At 71.8% G+C, this 26,297-nt stretch carries 23 protein-coding genes; 16 read left to right on the top strand and 7 right to left on the bottom strand.

The features are described 5' to 3' along the window. Positions 1–108: 108 nt before the first annotated feature. A complete protein-coding gene (locus tag ABEA93_RS40430) occupies positions 109–315 on the bottom strand; it encodes a hypothetical protein (RefSeq protein WP_345681001.1) in 207 nt (68 codons plus the stop codon). A 125-nt stretch (positions 316–440) separates the two neighbouring features. On the opposite strand from ABEA93_RS40430, the gene ABEA93_RS40425 reads away from it, so the two are divergent. The 3 genes from ABEA93_RS40425 to ABEA93_RS40415 are packed head-to-tail and all read left to right on the top strand — an operon-like array spanning position 441 to position 2,726. Next, the gene (locus ABEA93_RS40425) at positions 441–1,028 is read left to right on the top strand and encodes an ATP-binding protein (RefSeq protein ID WP_345681000.1); all 588 of its coding nucleotides are present in this window, start codon (positions 441–443) and stop codon (positions 1,026–1,028) included. Then, positions 1,025–1,930, top strand: a complete 906-nt coding sequence (locus ABEA93_RS40420; RefSeq protein ID WP_345680999.1) for a radical SAM/SPASM domain-containing protein — start codon at positions 1,025–1,027, stop codon at positions 1,928–1,930. The genes ABEA93_RS40425 and ABEA93_RS40420 overlap by 4 nt, the downstream gene beginning before the upstream one ends. A 1-nt stretch (position 1,931) precedes the next feature. Beyond that, entirely contained in the window at positions 1,932–2,726 is a 795-nt protein-coding gene (locus tag ABEA93_RS40415; RefSeq protein ID WP_345680998.1) for a protein kinase family protein, read from the top strand. A 7-nt stretch (positions 2,727–2,733) separates the two neighbouring features. Here the strand turns inward: ABEA93_RS40415 and ABEA93_RS40410 are convergent, their stop codons facing one another. Then, on the bottom strand, positions 2,734–3,381 hold the full coding sequence (locus tag ABEA93_RS40410) for a TetR/AcrR family transcriptional regulator (RefSeq protein ID WP_345680997.1): 648 nt from the start codon (positions 3,379–3,381) through the stop codon (positions 2,734–2,736). A 113-nt stretch (positions 3,382–3,494) separates the two neighbouring features. Between ABEA93_RS40410 and ABEA93_RS40405 the strand changes: the two genes are divergently transcribed. From ABEA93_RS40405 to ABEA93_RS40395, 3 genes are all read left to right on the top strand, one after another. After that, a complete protein-coding gene (locus tag ABEA93_RS40405; protein WP_345680996.1) occupies positions 3,495–5,717 on the top strand; it encodes an ATP-binding protein in 2,223 nt (740 codons plus the stop codon). Beyond that, positions 5,714–8,572, top strand: a complete 2,859-nt coding sequence (locus tag ABEA93_RS40400) for an ABC transporter permease subunit (RefSeq protein ID WP_345680995.1) — start codon at positions 5,714–5,716, stop codon at positions 8,570–8,572. Before ABEA93_RS40405 ends, ABEA93_RS40400 begins: the two co-directional genes overlap by 4 nt. Positions 8,573–8,658: 86 nt before the next feature. After that, the gene (locus ABEA93_RS40395) at positions 8,659–9,948 is read left to right on the top strand and encodes an ABC transporter substrate-binding protein (protein ID WP_345680994.1); all 1,290 of its coding nucleotides are present in this window, start codon (positions 8,659–8,661) and stop codon (positions 9,946–9,948) included. 10 nt (positions 9,949–9,958) lie between these two features. Here the strand turns inward: ABEA93_RS40395 and ABEA93_RS40390 are convergent, their stop codons facing one another. Next, positions 9,959–11,005, bottom strand: coding sequence for an Lrp/AsnC family transcriptional regulator (locus ABEA93_RS40390; protein ID WP_345680993.1), 1,047 nt, complete (start codon positions 11,003–11,005; stop codon positions 9,959–9,961). A gap of 100 nt (positions 11,006–11,105) precedes the next feature. Here ABEA93_RS40390 and ABEA93_RS40385 point away from each other — a divergent pair, with 100 nt between their 5' ends. From ABEA93_RS40385 to ABEA93_RS40365, 5 genes are all read left to right on the top strand, one after another. Beyond that, on the top strand, positions 11,106–11,309 hold the full coding sequence (locus ABEA93_RS40385; protein ID WP_345680992.1) for a hypothetical protein: 204 nt from the start codon (positions 11,106–11,108) through the stop codon (positions 11,307–11,309). Beyond that, positions 11,306–12,781, top strand: a complete 1,476-nt coding sequence (locus tag ABEA93_RS40380) for a sodium:solute symporter family protein (RefSeq protein ID WP_345680991.1) — start codon at positions 11,306–11,308, stop codon at positions 12,779–12,781. Before ABEA93_RS40385 ends, ABEA93_RS40380 begins: the two co-directional genes overlap by 4 nt. Positions 12,782–12,843: 62 nt before the next feature. Next, positions 12,844–14,511: an amidohydrolase gene (locus ABEA93_RS40375; protein WP_345680990.1), complete on the top strand. Its 1,668-nt coding sequence runs from the start codon at positions 12,844–12,846 to the stop codon at positions 14,509–14,511. Between the two features lie 26 nt (positions 14,512–14,537). Next, positions 14,538–14,753 (top strand): hypothetical protein, encoded by a 216-nt coding sequence (locus tag ABEA93_RS40370; RefSeq protein ID WP_345680989.1) that lies wholly within the window; start codon positions 14,538–14,540, stop codon positions 14,751–14,753. A gap of 10 nt (positions 14,754–14,763) precedes the next feature. Then, positions 14,764–15,030 (top strand): DUF397 domain-containing protein, encoded by a 267-nt coding sequence (locus ABEA93_RS40365; RefSeq protein WP_345680988.1) that lies wholly within the window; start codon positions 14,764–14,766, stop codon positions 15,028–15,030. A gap of 55 nt (positions 15,031–15,085) precedes the next feature. Here the strand turns inward: ABEA93_RS40365 and ABEA93_RS40360 are convergent, their stop codons facing one another. Both ABEA93_RS40360 and ABEA93_RS40355 read right to left on the bottom strand, forming a co-directional pair. After that, on the bottom strand, positions 15,086–16,738 hold the full coding sequence (locus ABEA93_RS40360; RefSeq protein WP_345680987.1) for an amidohydrolase: 1,653 nt from the start codon (positions 16,736–16,738) through the stop codon (positions 15,086–15,088). Further along, a complete protein-coding gene (locus ABEA93_RS40355; protein WP_345680986.1) occupies positions 16,735–18,315 on the bottom strand; it encodes an APC family permease in 1,581 nt (526 codons plus the stop codon). Before ABEA93_RS40355 ends, ABEA93_RS40360 begins: the two co-directional genes overlap by 4 nt. Positions 18,316–18,532: 217 nt before the next feature. Between ABEA93_RS40355 and ABEA93_RS40350 the strand changes: the two genes are divergently transcribed. Further along, the gene (locus ABEA93_RS40350) at positions 18,533–19,171 is read left to right on the top strand and encodes a TetR/AcrR family transcriptional regulator (RefSeq protein ID WP_345680985.1); all 639 of its coding nucleotides are present in this window, start codon (positions 18,533–18,535) and stop codon (positions 19,169–19,171) included. 214 nt (positions 19,172–19,385) lie between these two features. On the opposite strand, the gene ABEA93_RS40345 is transcribed toward ABEA93_RS40350, so the two are convergent. Together ABEA93_RS40345 and ABEA93_RS40340 are read right to left on the bottom strand one after the other, a co-directional pair. Next, positions 19,386–20,546 carry a serine hydrolase domain-containing protein gene (locus tag ABEA93_RS40345; protein WP_345680984.1) on the bottom strand — a complete coding sequence of 387 codons (1,161 nt, stop codon included), beginning with the start codon at positions 20,544–20,546 and terminating at the stop codon, positions 19,386–19,388. 275 nt (positions 20,547–20,821) lie between these two features. Further along, positions 20,822–21,226 carry a hypothetical protein gene (locus ABEA93_RS40340; RefSeq protein WP_345680983.1) on the bottom strand — a complete coding sequence of 135 codons (405 nt, stop codon included), beginning with the start codon at positions 21,224–21,226 and terminating at the stop codon, positions 20,822–20,824. Positions 21,227–21,511: 285 nt separating this feature from the next. On the opposite strand from ABEA93_RS40340, the gene ureA reads away from it, so the two are divergent. The 4 genes from ureA (at position 21,512) to ABEA93_RS40320 (ending at position 25,916) form a co-directional block, all read left to right on the top strand. Beyond that, the gene (gene ureA / locus ABEA93_RS40335; RefSeq protein ID WP_345680982.1) at positions 21,512–22,360 is read left to right on the top strand and encodes an urease subunit gamma; all 849 of its coding nucleotides are present in this window, start codon (positions 21,512–21,514) and stop codon (positions 22,358–22,360) included. Continuing rightward, a complete protein-coding gene (locus ABEA93_RS40330) occupies positions 22,357–24,060 on the top strand; it encodes an urease subunit alpha (RefSeq protein WP_345680981.1) in 1,704 nt (567 codons plus the stop codon). Before ureA ends, ABEA93_RS40330 begins: the two co-directional genes overlap by 4 nt. A gap of 31 nt (positions 24,061–24,091) precedes the next feature. Then, positions 24,092–25,147 (top strand): agmatine deiminase family protein, encoded by a 1,056-nt coding sequence (locus ABEA93_RS40325; RefSeq protein WP_345680980.1) that lies wholly within the window; start codon positions 24,092–24,094, stop codon positions 25,145–25,147. Positions 25,148–25,310: 163 nt separating this feature from the next. After that, positions 25,311–25,916 (top strand): TetR/AcrR family transcriptional regulator, encoded by a 606-nt coding sequence (locus ABEA93_RS40320; protein WP_345680979.1) that lies wholly within the window; start codon positions 25,311–25,313, stop codon positions 25,914–25,916. Positions 25,917–26,297 lie beyond the last annotated feature (381 nt).

The following is a 26,297-nucleotide window of genomic DNA, read 5'->3' as shown; positions in this document are numbered from 1 at the left end:
TAGTTGGGGCGAACCTCCGCGACCATGCGCACCGCACGCTCACGAAGCTCAGCAGGGTAGGGGGACGGACGCGCCATGACTCGATCCTCTCAGGGAATCGAGCCTCCATCAGACCCGGAGCGGTTCAATCTGCCCCAGCCGGTCCGGCTTGATGCCGCAAGCATCGGCAAGGCGGCGAAAGCTGATCCCGCCCCACTTGCGGAACAGATGAAAGGCGGTTCCGAAGTCGTGGGCCGCCAGGGCCATGCGGACATCTGCCCGCTCCAGCACGTGCGGTGGGACGGCGGTGGGTAACCGATCCGGCTTGCTGCCCATTGATCGCCCCGTGGAATGGCATGGCCTTTAGCTAACTGATCTTCTCTGATCTTGGGTGTACCCACCATGGGTACACCCGCTGCCGGGATACACAGGCCGTTGCGTTAGGCGCCAACCTCGTCACCATGAAAGGGACTCGGACGGTTTGGCGGGAGCACCCGCCAGGGGTCGTGCTGACGTGGCTGACACCTTCGTGGACAGATCATGCCCGCGGGATCACGCGCACCAAGGTGTGTGAAAGGACGTGGCCGGCAACCCCCGATACAGCGCGGCGCGCCCGGATGCTGGTCGAAGCGGCGTTGATGGACTGGCGCTTGTCGCATCTGTCAGACGATATCCGCATGTGCGTCTCGGAGTTGGTGACCAATGCCATCACGCACGCTGTGGGGGTTGATTGTGCGGTCGTGACCATTCGCATCGTTCATACGCAGGCCACGCGAGTCGTGGTCGAGGTGGAGGACAGCGACCCCACGCTGCCCCAGTTCCCGGCAGTGAACTGCGGCCCACCGTCGGTGGCCGAATTCTCCCTGGAAACGCACGGCCGTGGCCTTCTCATGGTGGTGATGTCGTCCGACGGCCAAGAGGTACGCCGCCGATTCCCGTTCGGGAAAGTCGTGTCGTGTTGGTGGGACCTGGGCGCGCGTGGCCTGGGCGATCCGATTCCTGTGCGCAGAGATGGTCGAAACTCGCCGACGAGGAGTTCTGCAACATGACTGAAATGATCATTTCGCAGCACCGCGCGAACCGTACCAACCGGCAGCGCCGGGTCGGCATGCTCTGGCTGGACCTGACGCGCAAATGTTCGCTGGATTGCACTCACTGCTACAACGCGTCCGGGCCGGCCGGCACCCACGGCGCCATGACCCGCGCCGACTGGATTGCAGTACTGGACCAGGCTGCCGAGTACGGCGTGACCCGAGTGCAGCTGATCGGCGGCGAGCCGACCCTGCACCCGGACTTTGCGGGCCTGCTGGCGCGCGCACTGACGCTCGGAATCCGCACCCAGGTCTTCACCAATCTCGTGTATGTCAAGCCCACTTGGTGGGAGGTGCTCGGTCGGCCGGGAGCTTCGCTGGCCACCTCCTACTACTCCGCCGATCCCGCAGAGCACAACGCCGTCACCCGGCGCCCGTCGCATGCGAAAACCGAAGCGAACATCGCTACGGCACTGCGGTTCGGCATCCCGCTGCGTGTGGGCATCGTACGCATCAACGAACGCCAGGACGTGCCCGCTGCGATTGCCCGGCTGCGGGGACTCGGGGTCACCGACATCGGCGTGGACAACGAACGCCCCTACGGGCGTGCCGGCGGCAGTACCGACCCGCGGCGGCTGTGCGGCCGCTGCGGCATGGCGCGTGCCGCGATCGACCCGTACGGCAACGTCTCGCCGTGCATCATGTCCACGTGGGTGCGTGTCGGCAACGTCCGTGTCAGGCCGCTGCAGGCCATACTCGACGGCGGCGCTCTGACCCAAGCCACTACGGTCATCCAGCGTGCCGTGCCCGTGCGGAACGGCTGCGACCCCGACGGTTCCGGCGGGGGCGGCAGCGGGGGCTGTGACCCTGGCTGCGCATGTGCACCCGACGCCTATCCCTGCTACCCCTCGAACGAGTGAGATGGAACCCGAACTCCTGTCGCTCATCACCCCGCACACCGGGACAGTTCGCGAGATCACCCCCGTCAACGCGGGCTACCGGGGCGGCGTGAAAGCGACCGTACGCGGCGCACGCGGGATGTTCTTCGTCAAAGCCTGGTCCGACGAACCGGGCGCCCGTGACCCGCGGGAGGTGGCTCTCAACCCGTACATCAAACGCATTGGGCCCGAACTCGTCGCGTACGAGCGACGCACCGGGTGGATGGCACTCGTGTACGAGCATGTCGACGGGAGCCACAGCAACCTGTCACCAGGGTCCCCCGACGTGCAGCCCGCGGTCTCCGTCGTCGCCTCCCTGGGCGGTATTACCGTGCCGGACCACCAGGATTGGCCGCACCGGACGTGGAAGGACTTGGCCACCCTCGACGAAGCGGCACTGCTCGATGGCAACGCCCTCCTCCACTCGGACATCAACCCGGACAACATCCTCGTCGGCGACGGCGAAGCCCGAATCGTCGACTGGGGATCGCCGACCCTCGGTGCGCCCGTGGTCAACCTCGCCGAGCTTGTCACCCAGCTGATCGCCGCGGGTCACGACCCCGCGGCGGCGGAAGAAGCCGTGTCCGGGTGCTCGGTGTGGGGAGAAGCAGACACTGAAACACTGGACACCGTCGCGGCGGTACTTCTGCGCATGCACCGCAAATGGGAGCTGGAGCGCCCCCGGTGGACCGAGCGATTTCCCCCCGGCACGTGGCTCAGGTCGATCAGCCCGGCCGTAGGTAGGTGGGCCGCGTACCGGGGTGTCGGCGCCGAATAGATGCCGGTCATTCACTCCCGCGACCACCGTCGGCGTCCACCACCACCAGCTTGACGATGGTGTCGATCACCCCGCCCATGTCCACCGTCGGGTCGATGAGCCACTGGTGCTGGATGCCGTCCGCGGCGGCCAGGGCGAGGCGGGAGACGGCGTCGACGTCGACGTCCGCGCGCACGCGGCCCTCGCGTTGCAGTTGTGCCAGGTTGTCGCGGAGCGCCTCGCGGATGTCCGTGTAGCGGACCAGGAAGACCGTGCGGGCCGGGTGGTCGGGGAACCCGGCCGCGGCGGCCATGCTCACGTAGAGCCGGACCAGGCCCGGGACGTCGCTGTTGCGGCGCAGGATCTCGGCCAGCGGGGTCAGTGGATTGCCGTACTTGACCCGCAGGACGTCCTCGGCGATGAGCCGGTCGCGTTCGCCGAGCGTCCACAGCAGGAGCCCCTCGCGCGACCCGAAGTAGTGCAGGACGCCGGCCTGGGACATGCCCATGCGGTCCGCGACTTCCTTGAGCAGCGCGCCCTTTTCGCCGAGGGTCGCGAAGACCTCCAGGGCCACTTCGAGGATCTCGGCGCGCCGTTTGACGCCCTTCGCGTAGCGGCCGCGCGGCTTGCGGACGTGGTCGCCCGGCCGCTCCGGCGGGTCTCCCTCGGATTCCATGCGCGAAAAGCTAGTCGAGTTCGGTATTTGCGTCTACGCTTCCCCGACAGTTCGACCGGTTCAGCGCGCACTACTCGCACGGATCAACGGACGACGGGCAACGGGGGCCTGAGATGACCGAGCACGACGGCGCGTCGGAAGGGTCCGTGGCCCGGCTGGCGCACGGGCTGATCGAGGCCGAGGACCACGCGGCGAGCCCTGCCGACGAGGAGCCGCCGGCTCCAGGCGTAGGCGCACCCGTGCTGACGCTGCGGGAGGGCCTGGCCGCTTCCGGGTCGGCCGCCTTCCTGGTGCTGATGGCGCTGGTCGCCTTCGACGAGTTGGAAAGCGCCGCGCTCGGCGTGCTCGCCCCCGACCTCCGGGACGGCTTCGGCGTCGGCAACGGCACCATCGTGGTCATCAGTTCGGCCGCCGGCGCGTTCATCGTGCTGGGCACGATGCCGATGGGGTGGTTCGCCGACCGGTATCCGCGCGGCCGGGTCGCGGGTTGGGCCGGGCTGGCCTTCGGGGCGTGTGTCGCGCTGTGCGGACTGGCCGCCAACATCGTGCAGTTCTTCCTGGCCCGGCTCGGCGTGGGCATCGCCAAGGCGGCGAACATGCCGGTGAACATGTCCCTGCTGGCCGACACCTACCCGGTCGGGGTGCGCGGCCGGATCGGTGCCGCGCACGGATCGGCCGCCCGGGTCGCCGGGATCCTCAGTCCGCTCGCGGTGGGCGGGATCGCCGGGTGGGCGGGCGGCGACGAAGGCTGGCGGTGGGCGTTCCTGCTGCTCGGCCTCCCGTCCGCCGTTGCGGCGCTCGCCGCGTTCCGGCTGCCCGAGCCGCCGCGCGGGAGGCACGAACGCGCCGCGGTACTGGGCGAATCCGCGCACCCCGCGCCCCCGGCCGAACCGGTCGCGATGGAAGCCGCGCTGGCCCGCCTCAACCGGATCGCCACCCTCAAGGGCATGATCGCCGCCTGCTCGGCGCTGGGCTTCGGACTGTTCACCGGGCCGATCCTGGCCAACCTGTTCACCGAACAGCAGTACGGCGCAAGTTCGTTCGAACGCGGTGTGGCCGGTGCCGTGGCCGGTGCCGCGACCCTCGGCATGCTGCCGTTCATCGGCGGCCGGTTCGACCGCCTCTACCGCCGGGACCCGGCCCGCGCGCTCGCCATCATCGGCTATCTGGTGATGCCCGCCGCGCTGCTGATGCCGGTGCAGTACGCGATGCCGAACCTCGCCTTGTTCACCCTCGTCGCGATGCCCGGCGCGATGGCGATGAGCGCGGCGTTCACCATGCTGACGCCCGCGCTGCAGTCCGTGGTGCCGTACAAGCTGCGCGGCATGGGTGCGGCGATGGCGTCCGTGCACATCTTCTTCGTCGGCGCGACCGGCGGGGCGCTGCTGTCCGCGTTCCTGGTCGGCGAGTACGGTCCGCGGACCGCCACGCTGGTGATCTGCGTACCGTCGACGCTGGTCGGCGGCCTGATGGTGCTGCGGAGCGCGGCGAGTATCCGGGGCGATCTGGCGCTCGTCGTCGCCGAGTTGCGCGAGGAGGAAGCCGAGGCCCGGCGGCTCGCGGCGGCGCCCGAGGACGTTCCGGCGCTGCAGCTTGCCGACGCCGACGTGTCGTACGGCCCGGTGCGGGTGCTCTTCGGGGCGTCGCTGGAAGTCCGCCGCGGCGAGATCCTGGCGCTGCTCGGCACCAACGGCGCGGGCAAGTCCACGATCCTGCGCACGCTTGCCGGTCTGACGACGCCGACCCGCGGCGTGGTGCGGCTGGACGGCCGCGATATCACCTTCACGTCCCCGGAACGGCGCGGGCAGCTGGGCATCCGCCTGCTGCCCGGCGGCAAAGGCGTGTTCCCGGACATGACGGTGCGCCGCAACCTGGAGACCGCCGCGTTCGCCTACCGGCGCGACCCGGCCGACCGCGACCGACGCATCGCCCGCAGCCTGGCCCGTTTCCCCGACCTCGCCGACCGGCAGCACACCCGCGCGGACGCGCTGTCCGGCGGCCGGCAGCAGCTGCTCGCGCTGGCGATGGTGCTGGTGCACGACCCGGACGTGCTGCTCGTCGACGAACTCTCGCTCGGCTTGGCGCCCGTCACCGTCCAGCAACTCCTGGGCGTGGTCGAACAGTTGCGCGATGACGGGATCGGTGTGGTGATCGTCGAGCAGTCGCTCGACCTGGCGCTGTCCGTCGCCGACCGGGCGGTGTTCCTCGACAAGGGGCACGTCCGCTTCGACGGCCCGGCCGCCGACCTGGCGGGCCGCGACGACCTGGCCCGCGCGGTCTTCCTCGGCGCCCACGACGGCCGCGGCGAGGCGGACCCGCGGGAGGCCGGCCGATGATCACCGGACAGGTCCTCTTCGACGGCTTCGTCAACGGCCTCGTCATCGGCCTGCTGGCCACCGGCGTGGTCCTCGTGCACCGCTGCACGCGCGTCGTCGACTTCTCGGTCGGCAACGGCGGCCTCATCGGCTCCGGACTCTTCGCGCTGCTCGTGGTGAAGTACGGCCTGCCCTGGGCCCTCGCGCTCCCCATCGCCCTCGCCGCCGGGACGCTGTTCGGCATCGCCGCGGAACTGCTGGTCATCCGGCGGCTGTTCGCGGCACCGCGCGCCGTGGTCATGGTGGCCACCATCGGCATCGCCCAGGTGGCGCTGCTGATCGCCGTGGCGTACCCGCACATCGACAAGCGCGGCGCGACCTACCCGGTGCCGTGGTCCGGCACCTGGCATCCGTGGGACGGCCTGCGGGTGACGGGGCCGCAAATGTCCGTACTGGTCGCCGTCCCGGCGGCAGCCGTGCTGCTGGCCTGGGTACTGGACCGCACCGCACTCGGCGGCGCGGTGCGCGCGGCGGCGGGCAACCCCGACCTGGCCCGGTTGTCCGGCATCAACCCGAAGCTGGTGTCCACCGCCGTGTGGGGCGGGGCCGGGCTGCTGTCCACGCTGTCGCTCATCCTCATCAGCGGCCGCCACGGCAGCGTGCACGACCTGACCCAGCTCGGCCCCGGCACGCTCGTCCGCGCCCTCGCCGCGGCCGTGCTGGCCCGGATGACGTCCGTGCGCGGCGCGCTGCTGGCCGGCACCGTGCTCGGCGTCGCGGAAGCCTGGATCAAGTTCCACTTCCTCGACGAGACCGGACTGTTCGAACTCGTGCTGCTCGTCGCCGTCCTCGCCGGCATCGTGGTGATCGGCCGACGCGGCGGCCGGGCCCGGGAAAGCGACGAGGCCGCGGTCGTCGCGCCGCACCTCGCCAAGCGCCCCGTGCCGCCCGGCGCGCCGTGGTGGCTGCGCAACATCGACCGCTTCGGCATGACGGCGCTGCTCGCCGCCGGGCTGCTGCTGCCGCTGACCACCGGGCTCGCGTCCCGGCAACTCCTGTTCACCACCGGCTTGGCCCTCGCCATCTGCGCCGCGTCGCTGACGATGGTGACCGGGTGGCTCGGCCAGGTCTCGCTCGGGCAGATGGCGTTCGCCGGACTCGGCGCGCTCGGCGCGGCGACGCTCAACCGCGGCGTGATCCTCGACCTGGGACCGCTCGGCTGGGTGACGGTGCGCGGCATGGTCTTCCCGGTGGCGGTGCTCGTCGCCGCGTGCGGAACCGCCGTGCTGGCCGCGGTCGTCGGACTGGGCGCGCTGCGGGTGCGCGGGCTGATGCTCGCCGTGGGGACCTTCGCGTTCGCCGTCGCGTGCGAGCAGTTCCTGTACCGCAAAAGGTTCTTCTCCGGCGACTTCGGTTCGGCCGTGCCGTTCCCGCGCAGCACGGTCCTCGGCGTCGACGTGACCGGCCAGCGCGCCTACTACTACCTGGTGCTGATCGTGCTGGTCGCCGTCCTCGCCGTGGTGGCACGGCTGCGCGGATCCGGGGTCGGGCGCAGCGCGATCGCGGTGCGCGACAACGCGGACGGTGCGGCGGCGTACACGATCGCGGCCGGCCGGGTCCGGGTCGCGCTGTTCGCCCTTGCCGGCGGTATCGCCGGGCTCGGCGGCGCGCTGCTGGGCGGCGCGCTCCAGTCGATCCCGTGGGGCGAGCGCTACTTCCTGGCCAACGACTCGCTCACACTGGTCGCCATCGTGGTCATCGGCGGCCAGGGCTCGGTGGCCGGACCGGTGCTCGGCGCCGCGTGGGTCGTCGGCCTGCCCGCGCTGTTCCCGGGCAACGCGATGGCGCCGCTGCTGGTCTCCGGCATCGGGCTGCTGATCCTGCTCCTGTACTTCCCGGGCGGACTCGTCCAGCCCGGCCACGCGCTGCGGGCCGCGCTGATCCGCCGCTACGCACCCGCCGCGGACACCGCACCGGCCCGGCCCGGCGTCGCCGCCGTGCCCCGGGCGCGCCGCCTCGCGCTGCTGCCCGAAGGCCCGGTGCTGGCGACGCGGGATCTGCGGGTCGCGTTCGGCGGCCTGACCGCCGTCGACGGGGTCTCCGTGGAAGTCCACCGCCGCGAGATCGTCGGCCTGATCGGCGCGAACGGTGCGGGCAAGTCGACGCTGATGAACGCCATCGGCGGCTACCTGCCCGCCACCGGCACCGTCGCCCTGCTCGGCAATGACGTCACCCGCCTCGCCCCGCACCACCGGGCCGCCCGCGGCCTCGGCCGCACGTTCCAATCGGCCCGGCTGTTCCCCGAGCTGACCGTCCGCGAGACCCTGTGCGTGGCGCTGGAATCCCGGGACCGCAGCCCGCTCGCCGCCACCGCCCTGCACCTGCCGCACACGTTCCGTGCGGAACGCGCCCGCCGCGCCGCCGCCGACGACCTCGTCGCGCTGCTCGGCCTCGGCCGCTACGCCGACACCCCCATCGGCGAACTGTCCACCGGCACCCGCCGCATCGTCGAACTCGGCGGCGTCCTCGCCCTCGACGCCCGGGTCATCTGCCTCGACGAACCGACCGCGGGCCTCGCCCAGCGCGAAACCGAGGCGTTCGCCCCGCTCATCCGCGAAGTACGCCGCGAACTCGGGGCCGCACTCCTGGTCATCGAGCACGACATGCCGCTGATCCTGTCCCTCAGCGACCGCGTCTACTGCCTCGACGCGGGCCGGGTCATCGCGCACGGCACCCCCGAGGCGGTCCGCGACGACCCGGCGGTCGTCGCCGGCTACCTCGGCACCGACCGCCGCGCCATCGACCGCAGCCGCGCCGCACCGGCTGTCACGCCCGCCGCCGCACCGGCTGCCGCGCCGACCGTCGCGGTGACCTGACCGCGCCCCGGCCGCAGCCCGACCGCATCCCGGCTGCGCCGGCCCCGACCGCGCCCCCACCAGGACTCCCAGGGAGACGAACCGCCGTGCGCTTCCGCAACCTCCGTCTTGCCGCCGCCGTTGCCGCGCTGGCTTTCGCGCTCGCGGGCTGCGTCGCCACGCCGCCGCCCGGCAGCCAAACCGCTACGCAGAAGAGCCAAGGCGCCCCGCCCGCTCCGAAGATCGCGCCCGGGGTGACCGACACCGAGATCAAGATCGGCGTGCTGTACCCGGACGCGGGGGCGATCGCCGCGTTCGTCCAAGGCGGCGGCGGACTCGGGAACTACGAGGCCGCTTACCGGGCGATCATCGACCGGGTGAACGCCCGCGGCGGCATCAACGGCCGCCGCATCGTTCCGGTGTTCCTCTCCAACAACCCCGTCGGCGCCGCCCCCAGCCAGGAAGGGTGCGTACGGCTCACCGAGGACGAGAAGGTCTTCGCCGCCGTCGGGTTCTTCGTCTTCGACCAGCCCATGTGCTACCTGGAGACCCACCAGACCGCGGTGGTCGGCGGTCCGCTCACCGCCAAGCTCTACGCCCGCGCCCGCGCCCCGTGGTTCAGCACCTCGCACGGCGGCGACGAAGCCGCCGCCGCGATCGAAGCCTTCGCCGCGCGCGGTCTGCTGGCCGGCCGCAACGTCGCCGTGGTCAGCTCCGCGCTCGACCTGCCGACCCGGGACGACACCGTGCTCCCGGCACTGGAGAAGGCCGGAGTCCACCCGGTCGCGACGGCCGTCATGGAACCCGCGTCCTTCGACACCGCGGCGATCGACGCGCAGGCCGGCATCGTCGCCGAGAAGCTCCGCTCGTCCGGCGCGGACATCGTCATCCCGGTCGGCTCCGCGGTCGGGGTCCTCACCAACGCCATCGCGAAGACCGGCTGGCGGCCGCGGATGCTGTTCCTGGACTGGTCGATCGGCGCCTTCACCGCGGCCAACGCCGACGAACTGGGCATCCTGAACGGCGCCGTCGTCGCGGGCAACAACGTGAACTGGGACGAGGCGACCTACCGCGACTGCAACGAGACCGTCACCGAAGCCTTCGCCACCCCGTCGGCGACCGGCGGCAGCGACGGGGGAAGCAGTGCCCCCGCCCCGACCGCGGTCCTCGGCGCATGCGGCGACCTGTCCCTGTTCACCGCCATCGCGCGGAAGGCCGGACGCACGCTCGACTACGCCAGTTTCCAGGCCGCCGGCTTCGCCCTCGGCAGCTTCACCGTCCCCGGCGCGACCGCCCCGACGACCTACGGCCCCGACAAGCCCGCCGGCACCGTGATCCCGCCCCAGTTGTGGTCCATGGACCCGGCCTCGCAGGGCATCACGCCCTACATCGGGTGAGCGGCGCCGGTCACGCCCACAAATCCATCGGCACGAAGCCCGTGTTGCGGCCCTCCGGATCGAGCAGGTGCCCCATTCGCTTCGGGTTGGCCAGGGTCAGACGGCGGTCCTGGATGGCGAGTTCGGGGAAGCGTTCGGCGAGGTGGGCTTCCAGCCGCCGGGTGTCGGGCACCGAGCGCACCCACGCGGTGATCAGCAGGGCGTGCCGGGCCGCGATGGACGCGCACATGCGGACTTCGGTGACGGCGGCGATCGACGCGCCGATGCGGGCCATGGCGGCGCTGGGGACATCCGCCAGGTAGTGCACGAAGACCGGGAACCCCGAGATGCCGTGCGCGATTTCGCAGCGGGGGATGACGCTGCCCTCGCGCAGCATCCGGGAGACCCGGCGCCGCACCGTCGACTCGCTCATGCCGGTGGCTTCGGCGAGTTCGCCGTAGCCGAGGCGCCCATCGCGGCCGAGGGCGATGAGCAGGGGCCGGTCTTCCGGGGCGACGGTGCCGATGCCGGTCGACGGCGCGTCGTCGCCGGGCCGGAGCATGCCGCGCTGGTGGGGAGCGAGGGAGCGCAGGTCCCACCGGCTGCCTTCGGTGAAGAGATGGGTGGCGATCATGCTGCGGGTCGCGTTGACGCCCTCCTGGGCGCCGATGACCTCGATCGAGAGCTGCGACAGCGCGGTCAGGTCGGACACCATGACGGTCAGGAACAGGTCGGTGCCGCCGGACACGTGCTCGATGCCGGTGATGCGCGGGTCGCGGACCAGGCGCTCGGTGACCGCGCGCACCTGCGACGGGTGGCAGTCGACCTCGACGAAGGCCGCGCAGTTGACCTCCTGCACGAAGGCGCCGCCGTAGGCGGTCACCCACGCCAGCCCGCGTGATCTGAGGCGTTCCCAGCGGCGGGCCGCGGTGACGGCGCTGATGCCGAGAGCCTGGCCGATCAGGGTCCACGAGGCGCGCGGCGCCGCCTGGAGGGCGTTGACCAGGGCCAGGTCGGTCTCGTCCAGCGGGGCGGAATGCGACTCTCCGGTTGCCGGGAGATCGGCGGAATTCTTCATAACACGGCTCCGGATGACGTTTCTCGACAGATTCCGCGGGATCTTACCCGGGAAGTTTCATGCTCCAAGGGTATCGAGACGACGACCCCGGGAGCGGTCCATGCGTGTCGCAATCCTTCTGCTGATGGTGCCCGTAGCGGCACTGCTGGCGACGGTGTGGCTGCCGTTCGTCAACGCCCCGCACATCTGGCTGGGCATGCCGTCGATGATGACCTGGAGTGTGGCCTGGGTGATCCTCCTGACGCCCGCCCTCGGGTACGTCGAGTACCAGCGCACCCGCCGCCGGGACGGGGGCGACCGATGAACACCACACTCGCCGTCTCCATCGCAGGCATGCTGCTGATCGCCGGCCTCGGCGTCTTCGGCAGCCGCAAACCGGCCGCCAGCCTGGAGGAATGGACCGTCGGCGGACGCCGCTTCGGCGCCGTGACGACGTGGTTCCTGCAAGCCGGCGAGGTCTACACGACCTTCACGTTCCTCGGCCTGGCCGGGCTGGCGTACGCGTCGGGCGTCGGCGTCGTCTACGCCCTGCCGTACCTGCCGCTCGCCTACGTCGGCATGTACGTCATCGCCCCGATCGTCTGGCGCATCGGCAAAGACCGCGGCTACCTCACCCAAGGCGACTTCTTCGCCGACCGCTACGGCAGCCGCATGCTCGGCACCCTCACCGCCGTGCTCGGCGTCGTGTTCCTGCTGCCCTACCTCCAGCTCCAGATCACCGGCCTCGGCCTGGTCGTCGAACTGGCCACCGGCAGCAGCAACTCCGGGACCGCGAGCATGATCGCCGCATCCGTGCTGATCGTCGGCTTCGTGCTGTGGTCCGGCCTCGGCGGCGTGGCACGCGCCGCGTACTTCAAAGACGCGCTGATGGTGATCGTGCTGATCGTGCTCGTCATCGCGATCCCCGCGCACTACGCGGGCGGCATCGGCGACATCACCCACAAGATCGCCGACACGCACGCGACCAAGCTCACCGTGGCCGACAACGGGCCTTTCGACCGCACCTGGTTCTTCACCAGCATGATCACCAGCCTCGTCAGCGTCATGTTCATGACGATGCCGCAAGGCTGGCCCGCCGTCCTGTCCGCCAAGGACGAGCGCGCGCTGCGCCACAACAGCATCTGGATCCCGTTCTACAGCGCCAGCCAGGCCATCCCGATGATCGTCGGGTTCACCGGCATCGTGGTCGCCGGAGCGGCGTCCGGCGGCGGCAGCAGCGTCCTGCTCCACCTGACCAACGGCGCCCTGCCGGACTGGGCGGTCGGCATCGTGGTCACCGCGGCCGCGGCCTGCGCGATGGTGCCGTCCGCGGCGATCGTGCTCGGCATGTCGTCGCTGGTCGCCCGCAACATCGTCCGCACCCGCACCGAACGCGCCGGACTGATGGTCAACCACACCACCGTCGTGGGCGCGGTCGCCGTCGCCCTGTTCCTCGGCATCAAGCGCCCCGACGCGCTCGCCAACCTGCTGCTGCTCACCTACTCCGGACTCGCGCAGATGGCCCCCGCGCTGCTCTACGCGCTCACCGGCCGCCGCCCGCTCGTCGGCGCGATCCCCGCGGCCGCCGGCATCGTCGCCGGCGAAGCGGTGGTCATCTGGCTGACATTCGGCAACGACGGCCACGCCGTCGACACGAACAACATCAGCGCGGGCCTCATCGGCCTGGGCGTGAACGTCGCCGTCGGCCTCCTCGCCGAAGGGATCCGGCGGATCGCCCGCAGCACCGCGCCCGCCCCCGAACCGGCGGCCAGGGCCGCGGAGAAGGCCGCCGTATGACGGCGGCGCCGGACCCCCACCCCGGCACGGCAACGAACCGAACGCACGAACGGCAGGCGCAAATGACGACGCAAGGCAACGCAGCGACGAACGACACCTCCGCCACCGGCGGCCCCGCGGCCGCCACCATCTTCCGGGCCCGCCGCATCATCACCCTCGCCGACCCGGAGCCCGCCGCCGGGCCCGAGGCCGTCGCGACGATCGGCGACCGCATCGTCGCCACCGGAGACCTCGCCGAACTGCGCGACCGCCTGCCCGGTGCCGGGATCGTCGACTTCGGCGATGCCGCGCTCGTCCCCGGCCTCAACGACGCGCACTGCCACCCTGCCGGGCTCGCCGAGACCCGGCTGCGTCTGGCCCTGACTCCGACCGTGGTGGCGGCCGCGGGCGGCTCGCGCGGCCCGCTGGCCGACCGGGTCCGGGCGACCCGCCCCGGCCACTGGGTCGTCGCGGAGGGCTACGACCCCAACGCCGACCCGCAGGGCCGCCTCGACCGGGCCGCCCTCGACGCGGTCTCCGCCGAACACCCCGTCGTCGCCATCCACTTCTCCTGCCACATGGCCGTCGCCAACTCCCGCGCCCTCGAACTCGCCGGCTACCGGGACGGCGACCCCGACCCGCACGGCGGCACCCTCGGCCGCGGCACCGACGGCCGCCTCGACGGCTGGATGTTCGAGGGCGCCTGGTTCGACCAGTGGTACCGCCCCAGCGGCGCCCCGGAGTTCTTCGACGAGTTCACCCTCGACGAGCTGGTCCCGTCCTTCGCCGAGGTGTGCCGCGAGTTCCACTCCGTCGGCCTCACCTCGTGGTGCGACGCCCTGGTCTCGCCCCGCGAACTCCGGCTCTACCAGGAAGCCGCCCGCCTCGGCGTCCTCACGCCCCGGGTCGGCGTGCTGCTCTGGCACCGGTACTTCGGCGACCTGGCCGGCACCGGCCTGCGCACCGGCTTCGGCGACGAACACCTGCGGCTGGTCGGCATCAAGATGATGATGGACGGCGCGCTCGCGGGCGGAACCTGCCTGTGCCGGGCGCCGTACCCCAGCCAGACCGGCGCCGACAACGGCATCCAGCTCATGACGGACGAGGAGTTCGCCGCCGCGGTGCTGGCCGTGCACCGGGCGGGCAGCCGGGTCGCCGTGCACGCCAACGGCGACTTGGCGATCGGCAAGGTCCTCGACGCGATCGACGCCGCCCGCGCCGCGGAACCGCGCTACGCGGGCACCAACCACCGTATCGAGCACTGCAGCCTGGTCGACGACGGCCTGGTCGAACGCATCGCCGCGGCGGGCGTCACCCCTGTGCCGTTCGGCGCGTTCGTGCACGGCCACGGCAGCAAACTGCGCGGCTACTACGGCGACGAGCGCGCCGCCGCGGCCTGCGGCCACCGCCGTTTCCTCGACGCGGGCGTCACCGTCGGCGGCTCGTCCGACCACCCGGCCGGCCCCCTGCCGCCGCTGCTGGCGATCCGCACGATGGTCACCCGGCGGACGGCGGACGGCGAAGTCCTCGGCGCCGACCAGCGCATCACCCCGCTCGAAGCCCTCGGCGTCTACACCACCGGCTCGGCGCACGCCACCGGCGAATCCCACCGCAAGGGCCGCCTGGCCCCGGGCATGCTCGCCGACTTCACCGTCCTCGGCGAGGACCTGCTGACCGTCGACCCGGACGGCATCGCCGACATCCCGGTGCGGTCGACGTGGGTCGGCGCCCGGCAGGTGTGGAGCGCGTAGCGGTAGTCGCCGGTACCGTCGAGGCCATGGGGTCCATGGGAGCAGACGAGGGCAAGTCGCTCATCGACCGGATCGGCCGGGAACGCGCCGAGGAGCTGATGGCCAAGGCCGTGCGTGAGGCCGCCGAGGCAACCGACGCCGCGGGACTTCCGCACGCCGGCATCGACGCCGACGGTCGCGTCTACCGCGAATACCCGGACGGCCGCCGGGAATACCTCGATGAGGATCCGGCGACACGCTGAGGGGGATGGCGTGACAGACCTGCGGTGGCGCACGAGTACGTACGGCGAGGTGGGTCGGAATTGCGTCGGGGTGGCACCGGTCATTCCCGCGTGGCGCACCAGCACCTACAGCCGGAACTGGGACGCCCAATGCGTCGAAGTCGCGCCCGCCGCACCGGCCGTGCGGGTGCGCGATACGAAACGCCGTGCGGGGCCGGTGGTGTCCTTCACCGCCTCGGCGTGGTCGGGGTTCGTCGTCGGCGCCCGCTTGCGGCCGCTCGCGATGCCGGTGGGATGACCCGGGCGCGGCGGCGCACACCGAAGTGTGCGCCGCCGCTTCCGTTTTCGACCCGTCAGGCGGCCGTGCGGTGCGTGAAGCGCCCGTCGACGATCGTCGCGGTGACGGGCAGGTCGGCCACGTCGTCCGGGGCGCACCGGGTCGGGTCGTCGGCGAACACCGTCAGGTCGGCGTAGCAGCCGACCGCGATCCGGCCCGCGACGTGTTCCTCGCCGGCCGCGTAGGCCGCTTCCGTGGTGTAGCCCGCGAGCGCCTGCGCGGCGCCGATCGCCTGCGACGCCCCGTACGGAGCCCGCCCGCGCTCGCCCGCCGGGCGGCGCAGTTGCGCGCCCGCGAGGGTCCGGCGCGGGTCGAACGCCGCCACCGGCCAGTCCGAGCCGAGCGCGACCCGGCCGCCGGACCGCAGGATGTCGGCGTACCGCCACGCCAGGTCCCAGCGCCGGGGTCCGACCCGGGTCGACCAGTTGTCGGAGTAGTCGGGCAGTGACCAGTCCATGTGCGTCGGCTGCATCGAGGCGACGACGTCCAGCGCGGCGAAGCGGCCGATCTCCGCGTCCTGCAGCACCTCGGCGTGCTCGATGCGGTGCCGGGTGCCGGCGGGTGCGGCGACGCCCGCGTAGGTGTCGAGCGTGCGTGCCACCGCGCGGTCGCCGATGGCGTGCGTCCAGGCCGGGAGTCCGTTGGCCGCGGCGATGCGGACCGCGTCGTCGTACCGTGCCGTGTCGCGCCACTGGGATTCGCGGGACTGGCCGCAGCAGTCGGGTTCGTGCAGCCACGCGCCGCCGCCGTCGATCGCGCCGTCCGCGAAGAACTTCACCGCGGCGAGGCGCACCTTCGACGCACCGGCGAGCAGGCCGCGCAGGTCGGAGATCCGCTGCGCGAGGTTGTCGACCTCGCCGGGCGGGCACCACGGCGCGAACCGCACCCGCATGCCGAGCCGCCCCGCCGCGTCGAGCGCGGCCAGGGTGGCGGCGGTGCCGGGGCCGTCGTCGAGCACGTGCACGCCGGTGACGCCGAGCTTGCCCTGCTCGGCGAACAGCGCCTCGACCCGGGTCGCCAACTCCTCGGCGGGCATGGGCGGGACGGCCGCGTAGCCGAGCGCGGTCGCGCTCATCTCGTGGAGTTCGCCGGTGGGCCCGCGGTCGTCGCAGACGATCTCCGAGCGGTCGGCGAACGCGCGCGGGCCGGTGATTCCGGCCCGGCGCAGGCCTTCGGTGCTCATCAGCGCGGTGTGCGCGTCGGACATCGTCAGGTGCGCCGGGCGTCCGCCGACCGCGTCGTCGATCAGGTCGCGGTGCATCACGCCGCCGGCGAACGCGCCGTACTCGCCGCCGTAGCCGACGATCCAGTCCTCCGGGCCGAGCGCGGCCGCGTGCGCGGCGAGCCGGGCGCGCAGCTCGGGGAGGGTCGTCGCGCCGACCAGACTGATGCCGCGCGCCATTTCGGAGCCGTGCACCGGATGCTGGTGGCAGTCGGTGAGGCCGGGGGTGACGACCTGCCCGGCCGCGTCGAGGACCTCGGTCCGCGCCGTGACGAACGGGCGGACGTCGGCGTCGTCGCCGACCGCGACGATCCGGCCGCCGCGCACGGCCACCGCGGTCGCCAACGGGCGGTCCGGGTCCTGGGTCAGGACGCGTGCCCCGACGACGACCAGGTCGGCGGAGGTGCCGTTGTGCGGAACGGTGCGGTGCGGTGCGGGGTTGCTCATGCGGGGCTTCCGGTCGGTGCGATGGGGGTGGTGCGGGCCGCGGCGGCGGCGCGGGCTTCCTGCTCGCGGGCGGCCGCTTCGAGGGCGCGCTGCGGGCGGGCGACGAGGAGGTAGGCGAGGCCGGTGCCCAGGACCAGCACGATGCCGATGACCGCGGCCCACACCTGGTAGGCCGGGGCGTCCGGCGGCGCCAGGATCGTGCGCGGCCAGGTGATGTTGACGAACTCGAAGCCGAGCCACACGACCGCCGCGGCGTTGACGACGAGCCCGAAGCGGCCGAGCCGGATGCCGCGCGGCACCCACGTGCCGCGCAGCCGCGCGATCAGCGCGGCGAGCGCGATGGCGAAGAAGGTCAGGTACAGCGCCGAGCTGCCGAACGTGATGATGCTGCCGATCGCGGAGGCCCGCAGCCCCAGCAGCAGCGCCGCCGAGCTGATCACCAGGTCGACCACGAGCGCGCCGATCGGGACCTGGCGCCGGTTGACCTTGCGCAGCGTGCCCGACGCCGGGAGGACGCCGTCGCGGGCCATCGAGAACATCGCCCGGGCTCCGCCGCCCTGCGACGCGAGCGCACACGCCACGAAAGCGACGATGACCACGACGATGAACGGCTTGGCCGACCAGTCGCCGAACGCCGACACCACCGCCGTGGTCACCGGGTCGAGGTCCTCGCCCGTCATGACCTTCGCCGGGTCCGGGTGCGCGAGGTCGACGGCGACCGCGTTGAGGATGACGATCACGCCGACGCTGAGGAACGCCCACCACAGCGCACGCGGCACCTGCTTGGCCGCGCCGACGGTCTCCTCGGCCATCGCCACACACGCGTCGAAGCCGACGAACGCCCACCCGGCGACGGCCAGCGCGGTGGTGAACGCCATGGCCTTCGAGCCGTCGGACAGCGCTTCGGCGCCGAACGTGTCGGTGAGGATCGAGAAGCCGTGCTCGCGGAAGAGCAGGAGCAGGCCGATGCCGACCAGCACGGACGCGACGGCTTCGGCCGCGATGCCCAGGTCGACGACGCGCTTGAGGACGTCGATGCCGTACGCGTTGATGAGCGCGCACAGCACGAGGAACAGCGCGGCGACCGCGACCACCCGGCCCGGTGTGGGTGTCCAGCCGAACAGCGCGAAGAACCACGGCGAGGCCAGGTAGGCGATCGTGGTGTGCGCGAAGATCAGCGCGCAGGTGGTGATCCAGCCCACGATCCACGCGTACTTGGGGCCGATGAGCCGCCGCGTCCACTGGTAGGCGCCGCCGGAGACCGGGAAGTCCGCGGCCAGCTCGGCGTACACGCAGACCACCAACGCCTGGCAGAGGAACACCACGGGCAGCGCCCATATCCAGGCCGGGCCGGCCACGACGATGCCGAGTTGGACGACCGCGTAGAGGCCGACCACGGGGGAGACGGTCGCGAATCCCATGGCGATGTTGCCGAAGACGCTGAGGCTGCGCTTCAGCTCCTGCTGGTAGCCGAGGCTCTCCAGGTGTGCGGCGTCCGCGTCGACGGCCGCGGCGGCCGTGGGGCTCGCGGTGGGTCTCGTGGCGGGTGCCGGGGCGTGCGGCGGGTGCTCGGTCATGGGCCCTCATCCGGGGAGGCAGGTCGATCGGGCGGGCCGGACACGCCGCCGGGGGGAGGTGCGCGCGTCGTCCGATCGAGAAAACTTACTTAGTTAGTTTTGGAGACTGTAGCCGCCGCCCCCGGCCGCGGGAAGCCCCCAATTTGCGGGCTAGGCTCGCTACGCCGAGTGACGGAAGACCGGGCCCGACGGCCCGGCGGGACGAGGGGTGGGTGGCATGGGACGGCCGTCGAATCCGCTGCTGAGCAGGGATGCCATCGCGGCTGCGGCGCTGGACCTCGCCGTCGAGGACGGCGCGGAAGCGGTCACCATGCGCGCCATTGCGGCACGTCTGGGCGTGCGCGGGCCGTCGCTCTACAACCACGTCGCGTCGAAGGACGACCTGCTGGACGCGATGACCGCGCACATCAGCAACGAACTGCGGGACGCGGTGGACGAATCGCTGCCCTGGCGCGACGGCGTGGCCAGGTACGCACGGACCTACCGCAAGGTCTTCCTGCGGCACCACGCGATCCTGCCGGTGATCGCCCGCCGCCCGGTACAGACGCGCGAGGCGCTGGACGGGTACGACGCGCTGGCCCGGCTGCTCCTGGCGCTCCGGCTGCCGGCCGCCGAGGTGGCCGAAGTGTCCGCGGCGGTGGACTACTTGGTGCTCGGCTCGGTCCTGGAGACCTACACGGCGGGGTTCGTCCGGCCGGCGGGGGGCTACCGGCCGGACCACCCGGCTCTGGCGGACACGCTGGAGGCCGCGGGGGAAGCACCGGGCGGCCTGGCGGGCCTCGACGAGCGCGGCTTCGAACGCGGACTCGCACTGCTGCTGGACGGGCTCGCGGGGCGGGTGGCGCGGCTCGGATGAGCCGCGGGCGGCGCTTGGGCGGGGCTTCGGCGGCGCTCGGGTGGTCTGGGGGCGGTGCCGGGGAGTGCGCCGGGCGATGGCGCGGGGTGCGGCGGTGCTTTGCGTGCGGCCGGGTGGGGTGAGGCGCGGGCCTGGCGGCGGCTGCCCGCGCCTCACCGTCCGGGGCGGTGCGGCCCGGTCGGGGGTCCGGGCCGCACGGGGTCGTGCGGGCGGGTCAGGAGAGCAGCCGGCAGACGGCGTTGCGCGTGCCGGTCTTGAGAGCCAGCTGACCGGGGGTGTCGTCCCCGCCGTGGTTCTCGTTGCCCGCCAGGACGGCGACCTTGGTGCCGTCCTCGCTGGCGTACCACTTGTTGTGGTAGCCGAGGATGTTTCCGCCGTGCGCCCATACGACCTTGTTGCCGCACTCGGTCAGTACGACGCGCGTGATGCCCAATCCGTACGTATCCGTGGGGGACGGCGTCGCGACGGTCGTCTTGAGTTCGGTCATCTGCGCGGGCGGCAGCAATTGGCCGCCCAGCAGCGCCGAGACGAAGGAGGCCTGGTCCTGGGCCGTGGAGATCATCGCGCCCGCGCTCCAGAACAGCTCGACGTTGGACGCCGACACGTCGCTGCGCGTCCCGTCGGCGTTGAGCCGCCAGCCGTGCAGGAAGTTGCCGTAGATGTTGGTGTCGGACACCGGGAAGGACGTGCCGCTGAGGCCGAGCGGCGTGATGATCCGGTTCTGGATCTCGACGGACGGGTCGTGGCCGGTGACGGCTTGGATGATCATGCCGGCGAGGATGTAGTTGGTGTTGGCGTAGTGCCACGCATGCGGCCCGGGCGTGCCCGGCGTCACCAACAGCGCTGTGTCGACGAGGTTCTGCGGCGTGTAGTGGCTGCCCCTGAGGTCGTTGTAGTAGTACCACCAGGCCAGGCTGATGAAGGGGAGGACCTTGTAGTCCGCGTATTCCGGCAACCCCGATGTGTGGCTGAGCAGCTGCCGGATGGTGATGTTGTGCCCGTCGTAGCCGTTGGAATTGACGGCGTTCGGCAGGTACTTCGCGACCGTGTCGTCGATCGACAGCTTGCCCTCGGCCTCCAGTTGGAGGACCACGGTCGACGTGTAGAGCTTCGTGTTGCTGCCGATCCGGTACTTCGACGTGGGATCGGCCGGGGCAGAGGAGCCGTTGATGCTGTAGCCCGCGGCGACGTTCGTGACAGTGCTGCCGTCGCGCAGCGCGCCGACGACGCCGGGGTAGTCGGTGGCCGCCCCCTGATTGGCGCCATTCTGCAAGGCCGCGACCGCACTGGCGTTGTCCGCGTGCGCGGGCGTCGTGCCCGCCATGACGGCCAAGCCGACCGCGGCGCCGAGCAACACGTTGCGTAGCTTGCGCACGCACACTCCTCGTGGTGGCGCCCGGGGCCGCGATCGCGGCCCCGGGCGGATCCGGGGTGATCGCATGCATCTTCCTGAGGCGACACGTGTCGAGCGGAGAGGCGTAAGCAAAATGTGATTTCAATTATCCGGAACCCCTGCTACCTCGGATGCAATCCGGACAGCTAGAAGCAGGTTCTAGACATGAGGGCCGCGGAACGGACGAATTCCGGGCGGTTCGTGCGGATGCCCGCGGACCGGGGTCGGGCCGCGGGCGGATGCGGGGCGGGAAGGTGTCAGGCCCTGGCCTTGACCGCCGAAACGCTCCAGGCCATGTCGTCGCAGTCCCAGGCGACGCTGTCCTCGGTCAGGCAGGCGCGGAACCAGACCGTGGCTCCTTCGGGGAAGTCCTTGTTGAATGCCTTGACCGTGCCCTTGCCGCCGTTGTTGACGAGCAGCGGGTGCGCGTACGAGTTGTCGACCCGGTACTGCACGGCCACGCCGTGGCTGTCGGACTTCAGGTCCTGGACGTAGAACCAGTCGCCGTCGTTGTCGAACCAGACTTTGCCCGCGGCGGTGCCGTTCGAATAGACGTAGTCGGTGTTGTTGGTGCCCGCACTGGCCGTGCCCGCGGTGGCGACCATGCCAAAGCTCATGGCCACCGCGCCCAGACCGACGACCAGCTTGCGCTTGTGCTTCATGGGGGACCTCGTTTTCTCCGGCCACTGTTGATCATCAGCGGCGTGGGAGAAAGATCGCAGGGGCGCGCACCCGCCGCTAGCCGTAATCAACCGGCTCACCGTCGCCTTGTGGATAGCGGAATTGGTCTATGCCACTTCCGTTTTCGCCGGATCGGAGACGGGGCGCGCCGCGTGACGTGCTTCGTGCCGTGCGACATGCCGCGCCACGTCGGGCCGCGGATCTTTGACACTCGGTTTAGAACGCTGTTCAATCCCGTATTGAACGCCGTACAAACCGGAGGTTCCGTGCGTCTGACCCCCACCGAGCGGGACCGGCTGCTGATCTTCACGGCCGCCGAGCTGGCCCGCGCCCGGCGCGCCCGCGGGCTGCGCCTCAACGTGCCCGAGGCGCACGCGCTCATCGCCGACACCGTGTGCGAGGCCGCCCGCGACGGCCGACGCCTCGCCGAGGCGATCGACGCCGCCCGCAGCGTCCTCACCACCGACGACGTGCTGCCCGGCGTGGTCGACATCGTCGCCGAGGTCAAGATCGAAGCGGTCTTCGACGACGCCACGCGCCTGGCCGTGGTCACCGACCCGTTCCGCTCCGCCGAACGCGTCGGCGCACTCCCGACGCCGACCGACCGCGCCTGCCACACCGGCGGCTCGCGCACCGGCGGCTTCACCCCGCCCGCCACCGCCGGACCCGGCTCGCTGGGCACCGACGCACCCGGCGCGATCCTCTTCGGGGACGCGCCCACCGACCCGTTCGCGGACGCCGACGTGGTCACCCTCGACGTCGAGAACACCGCCGCGGTCCCGGTCAGCGTCACCTCGCACTTCCACTTCTTCGAGGCCAACCCGCGCCTGCGCTTCGACCGCGCGGCCGCCTACGGGCGCCGCGCCGCCATCCCGGCCGGATCCACCGTCCGGTTCGACCCGGGCGCGACGGTCTCCGTCGGTCTCGTCCCGATCGGCGGCGACCGCATCGCGATCGGCTTCGCGGGCCTCGTCGACGGCCCCCTCGACGCCCCCGGCGCCCGCGACGAAGCGCTGCGCCGGGCCCGCGCCTGCGGCTACCTGGACACCGCCGTGCCGGGCGAGCCGCGCGAACCCCGCATCTACCACGCGGACAACGGAGGCGACGGACGATGAGCTCCGCAGCACTGGACCCGCGCGACTACGCCTCCTCGTACGGCCCCCGCGCCGGCGACCGCATCCGCCTCGGCGACTCCGGGCTGATCATCGAGGTCGAGTCCGACGCGCAGCGGCACGGCGAGGAGTTCCTCGCCGGCTTCGGCAAGACCGCCCGGGACGGCCTGCATCTGAAAGCCGAAACGGTGCGCGACACCTGCGACATCGTCATCAGCAACGTGGTCGTGATCGACGCGGTCCAGGGCATCCGCAAGGTGTCGATCGGCATCCGCGAAGGACGCATCGCCTCGATCGGGCGCGCCGGAAACCCGGACACCCTCGACAACGTCGACGTCGTGGTCGGCACCGGCACGACCATCGTCAGCGGCGAAGGCCTCATCGCGACCGCGGGCGCCATCGACACGCACGTGCACCTGCTGAGCCCCCGCATCATGGAGGCGTCGCTGGCCGCCGGGGTCACCACGATCGTCGGCCAGGAGTTCGGGCCGGTGTGGGGCGTCGGGGTCAACTCCCCCTGGGCGCTGCGGCACGCCTTCTCCGCGTTCGACGCGTGGCCGGTCAACATCGCGTTCCTGGCCCGGGGTTCGTCGTCGGGCCGCGGGCCGCTGGACGAAGCCCTCGTCGAGGGCGGCGCGTCCGGCTTCAAGGTGCACGAGGACATGGGCGCGCACGCCCGCGCCCTCGACACCGCGCTGCGCGTCGCCGAAGACCACGACGTGCAAGTGGCCCTGCACACCGACGGGTTGAACGAATGCCTGTCGGTCGAGGACACCTTGGCGGTGCTCGAAGGCCGGACGATCCACGCGTACCACATCGAAGGCTGCGGCGGCGGGCACGTCCCGAACATCATGCGCATGGCGGGCGTCGCCAACGTCATCGGCTCCTCGACCAATCCGACGCTGCCGTTCGGACGCGACGCGGTCGCCGAGCACTTCGGCATGATCGTGTCCGCCCACGACCTGAAACCCGACCTGCCGGGCGACGCGGCGATGGCCCGCGACCGCATCCGCGCCGGGACGATGGGTGCCGAAGACGTGCTGCACGACCTCGGCATCATCCCCATCACCTCGTCCGATGCCCAAGGCATGGGCCGCGCCGGCGAGACGGTGCGCCGCACGTTCGCCATGGCGGGCAAGATGAAGGCCGAACTCGGGCCGCTGGAAGGCGATCCCGCCGACGGTTGGCACGACAACGCCCGCGTACTGCGCTACATCGCCAAGCTCACCGTGAACCCGGCCATCGCCCACGGCCTTTCCCACGAGGTCGGGTCGATCGAGCCCGGGAAGATGGCGGACATCGTGCTGTGGCGGCCCGACCACTTCGGTGCCAAACCGCAGCTCGTCCTCAAAGCCGGGTTCCCGGCGTACGGCGTCGTCGGCGACCCGAACGCGACCACCGATACCTGCGAACCCCTGGTGCTCGGACCGCAGTTCGGTGCGCACGGAGCGGCCCCCGCGGAACTGTCCGTGGCGTTCACCAGCCAGGCCGCCGCGGACAACGGCGGCGACCTGATGCCCACCAAGCGGCGCCGCGTCGGGGTGCGCGGCACGCGCGGCATCGGCCCCGCGGCCATGGTGCTCAACAACCGGACCGCCGAAGTCCGGGTGGCCGCCGACACCGGCCTCGTCACCCTCGACGGCGCACCGGTGACGTCCGAGCCCGCCGAGTCGGTGACCCTCAACCGGCTCTACTTCCTGTAACTCCCCTTCCCTGTCTGCTGAGGACTGTCCCATGACCAACACCCCGGACCAAGACGGCTTTTCGATGCCCGCCGAGTGGGCGCCGCACGAGCGGACCTGGATGGCCTGGCCCACGTCGAACGAGACCTTCGGCGACGGCGGCACCGGCGCCAATGACGACCTCGACCGGGCCCGCGCCGCGTGGGGCAAGGTCGCCGCGACGATCGCCCGCTACGAGCCGGTCACCCTGGTCGCCAACACCGGCGAGTCCGACAGCGTGAAGCGGTTCGTCGACGAGCCGCTGACGATCGTCGAGCGGCCCCTCGACGACGCGTGGATGCGCGACATCGGCCCCACGTTCCTCACCGACGGGCAGGGCGGCCTGGCCGCCGCCGACTGGATCTTCAACGGCTGGGGCGCGCAGGAGTGGGCGTCCTGGGAGCACGACCAGCACATCGCCGAGCACGTCGTCGAGCTGTCCGGCGCGCGGCGCTACGCGTCCCGCATGGTCAACGAGGGCGGCGGCATCCACGTCGACGGCGAAGGCACCGTGCTCATCACCGAGACGGTGCAGCTCGACCAAGGCCGCAACCCGGGCTGGACGAAGGCCGAGGTCGAGGCGGAACTGCGCGCCTACCTCGGCGCCGAGAAGGTCATCTGGCTGCCGCGCGGCCTGACCCGCGACTACGAGCGCTACGGCACCCGCGGCCACATCGACATCGTCGCGTCCTTCGCCCGCCCGGGCCTGGTGCTGTGCCACACCCAGCCCGACCCGGCACACCCGGACCACGAGGTCGGCAAGGAGAACGCCGCGCTGCTGCGCGCCCAGACCGACGCCCGCGGCCGCAAGCTGGAGGTCGTCGAGATCCCCGCGCCGACCGTGCTGGAAGAGGACGGGCACGGCTGGGTCGACTACAGCTACATCAACCACTACGTGGCCAACGGCGTCGTGGTGCTGTGCGGCTTCGACGACCCGCGCGACGAGGAGAACGCCGCCACGTTCGCCAAGGCGTTCCCCGGCCGCACGATCGAACTCGTGGACGCGCGGGAGATCTTCGCCAACGGGGGCGGCATCCACTGCATCACGCAGCAGCAGCCGCGGGTCTGACGAAGGAGATCGCCGGACATCCCGGTGCGCGCGGGCCCGGGGTCGCGCGCACCGGGGCCGCGGCGGGCGGATAGCGTCCGGTCGGCGTGGCCGGCCCGGAACGGCGTGTCCGGTCGGCATGTCCGGCCGACGTGGCCGACACCGAACGACAAGGGGACCCACCGTGCCGCCCACCCGGCGCAAACGGCTCGAACAGCCGCGCGAAGTCGTCCTCCAGGCCGCGCTCGACGCGATCGCGGAAAGCGGCCTCGACGCGATGACGATGGCCGCGTTGGGCAGCCGCCTCGGCATCAGCGGCGGGCACATCCTGTACTACTTCGGGTCGAAGGACCGGTTGCTGGTGGAGACGCTCCGGTGGAGCGAGGACCTGCTGGGGGCGCGGCGGGCCGCGCTGCTGGCCCGGGACGTGCCCGCGGCGGAGCGGCTGGCCTCCTACATCGACCTCTACCTGCCGACCGGCCGGGCCGACCCGCGGTGGACGATCTGGGTCGCGGTGCACGGGCGTTCCCTCGGCGACCCGGAGGTGCTCGCGGCCGGGACCGAGATAGAGCAGGTGTGGGCCGCGGAACTCCGCGGGCTGGTGGCCGCCGGAGCAGCCGCGGAGGAGTGGGGCGAACCGGACGCGGCTGCCACGGACGCCTTCGTCGCTCGGCTGCACGCGATGCTGGACGGTTTCGCGCTGCAGATCGTGACGGGGACCCCGGGCGTCGAGCGGGAGCAACGCGTGGGGCTGGCGGTGGGGTTCGCCCGGAGGGAGCTGGGGCTGTGATCACGAGTTGCCTGCGGACTTGTCGCATCTGATCAATTCTTCGCCGGAACCTCCCTATTCATCACCTGATGGGGAAAACCCGTCACACTAACCGGCGCATCTGGGGCGCACGGCGCATATCGCGGCGCAAAGCGAGCATGCTGGGGGCAAAGCACGGGGTTCGGTTGTGCGGGGTGATGCGCCATCAGTCGTTCCGGCAGGGGTGCTTCGGCGCCCATGTGGTGGCGGGACCCGAAGCGCCGCAACGTCTTCGTGGGGCTCGTCGTCGTCTTCATCCTGGTCGCCGCGCTCGTCGACCATCGGTTCGGCGGCCGCGGCGGCCGCGGCGGCCGCGGCGGGCAGCGGGCCGCGCCCGCGGGGCCGTCGTCGCCGGCTCCGGCC

The organism is Yinghuangia aomiensis (genome assembly GCF_039542225.1).
Lineage (GTDB): Bacteria > Actinomycetota > Actinomycetes > Streptomycetales > Streptomycetaceae > Yinghuangia > Yinghuangia aomiensis.
Note: the sequence above shows the minus strand (reverse complement) of the source record. Positions and strands in the feature narration are given on the sequence as shown.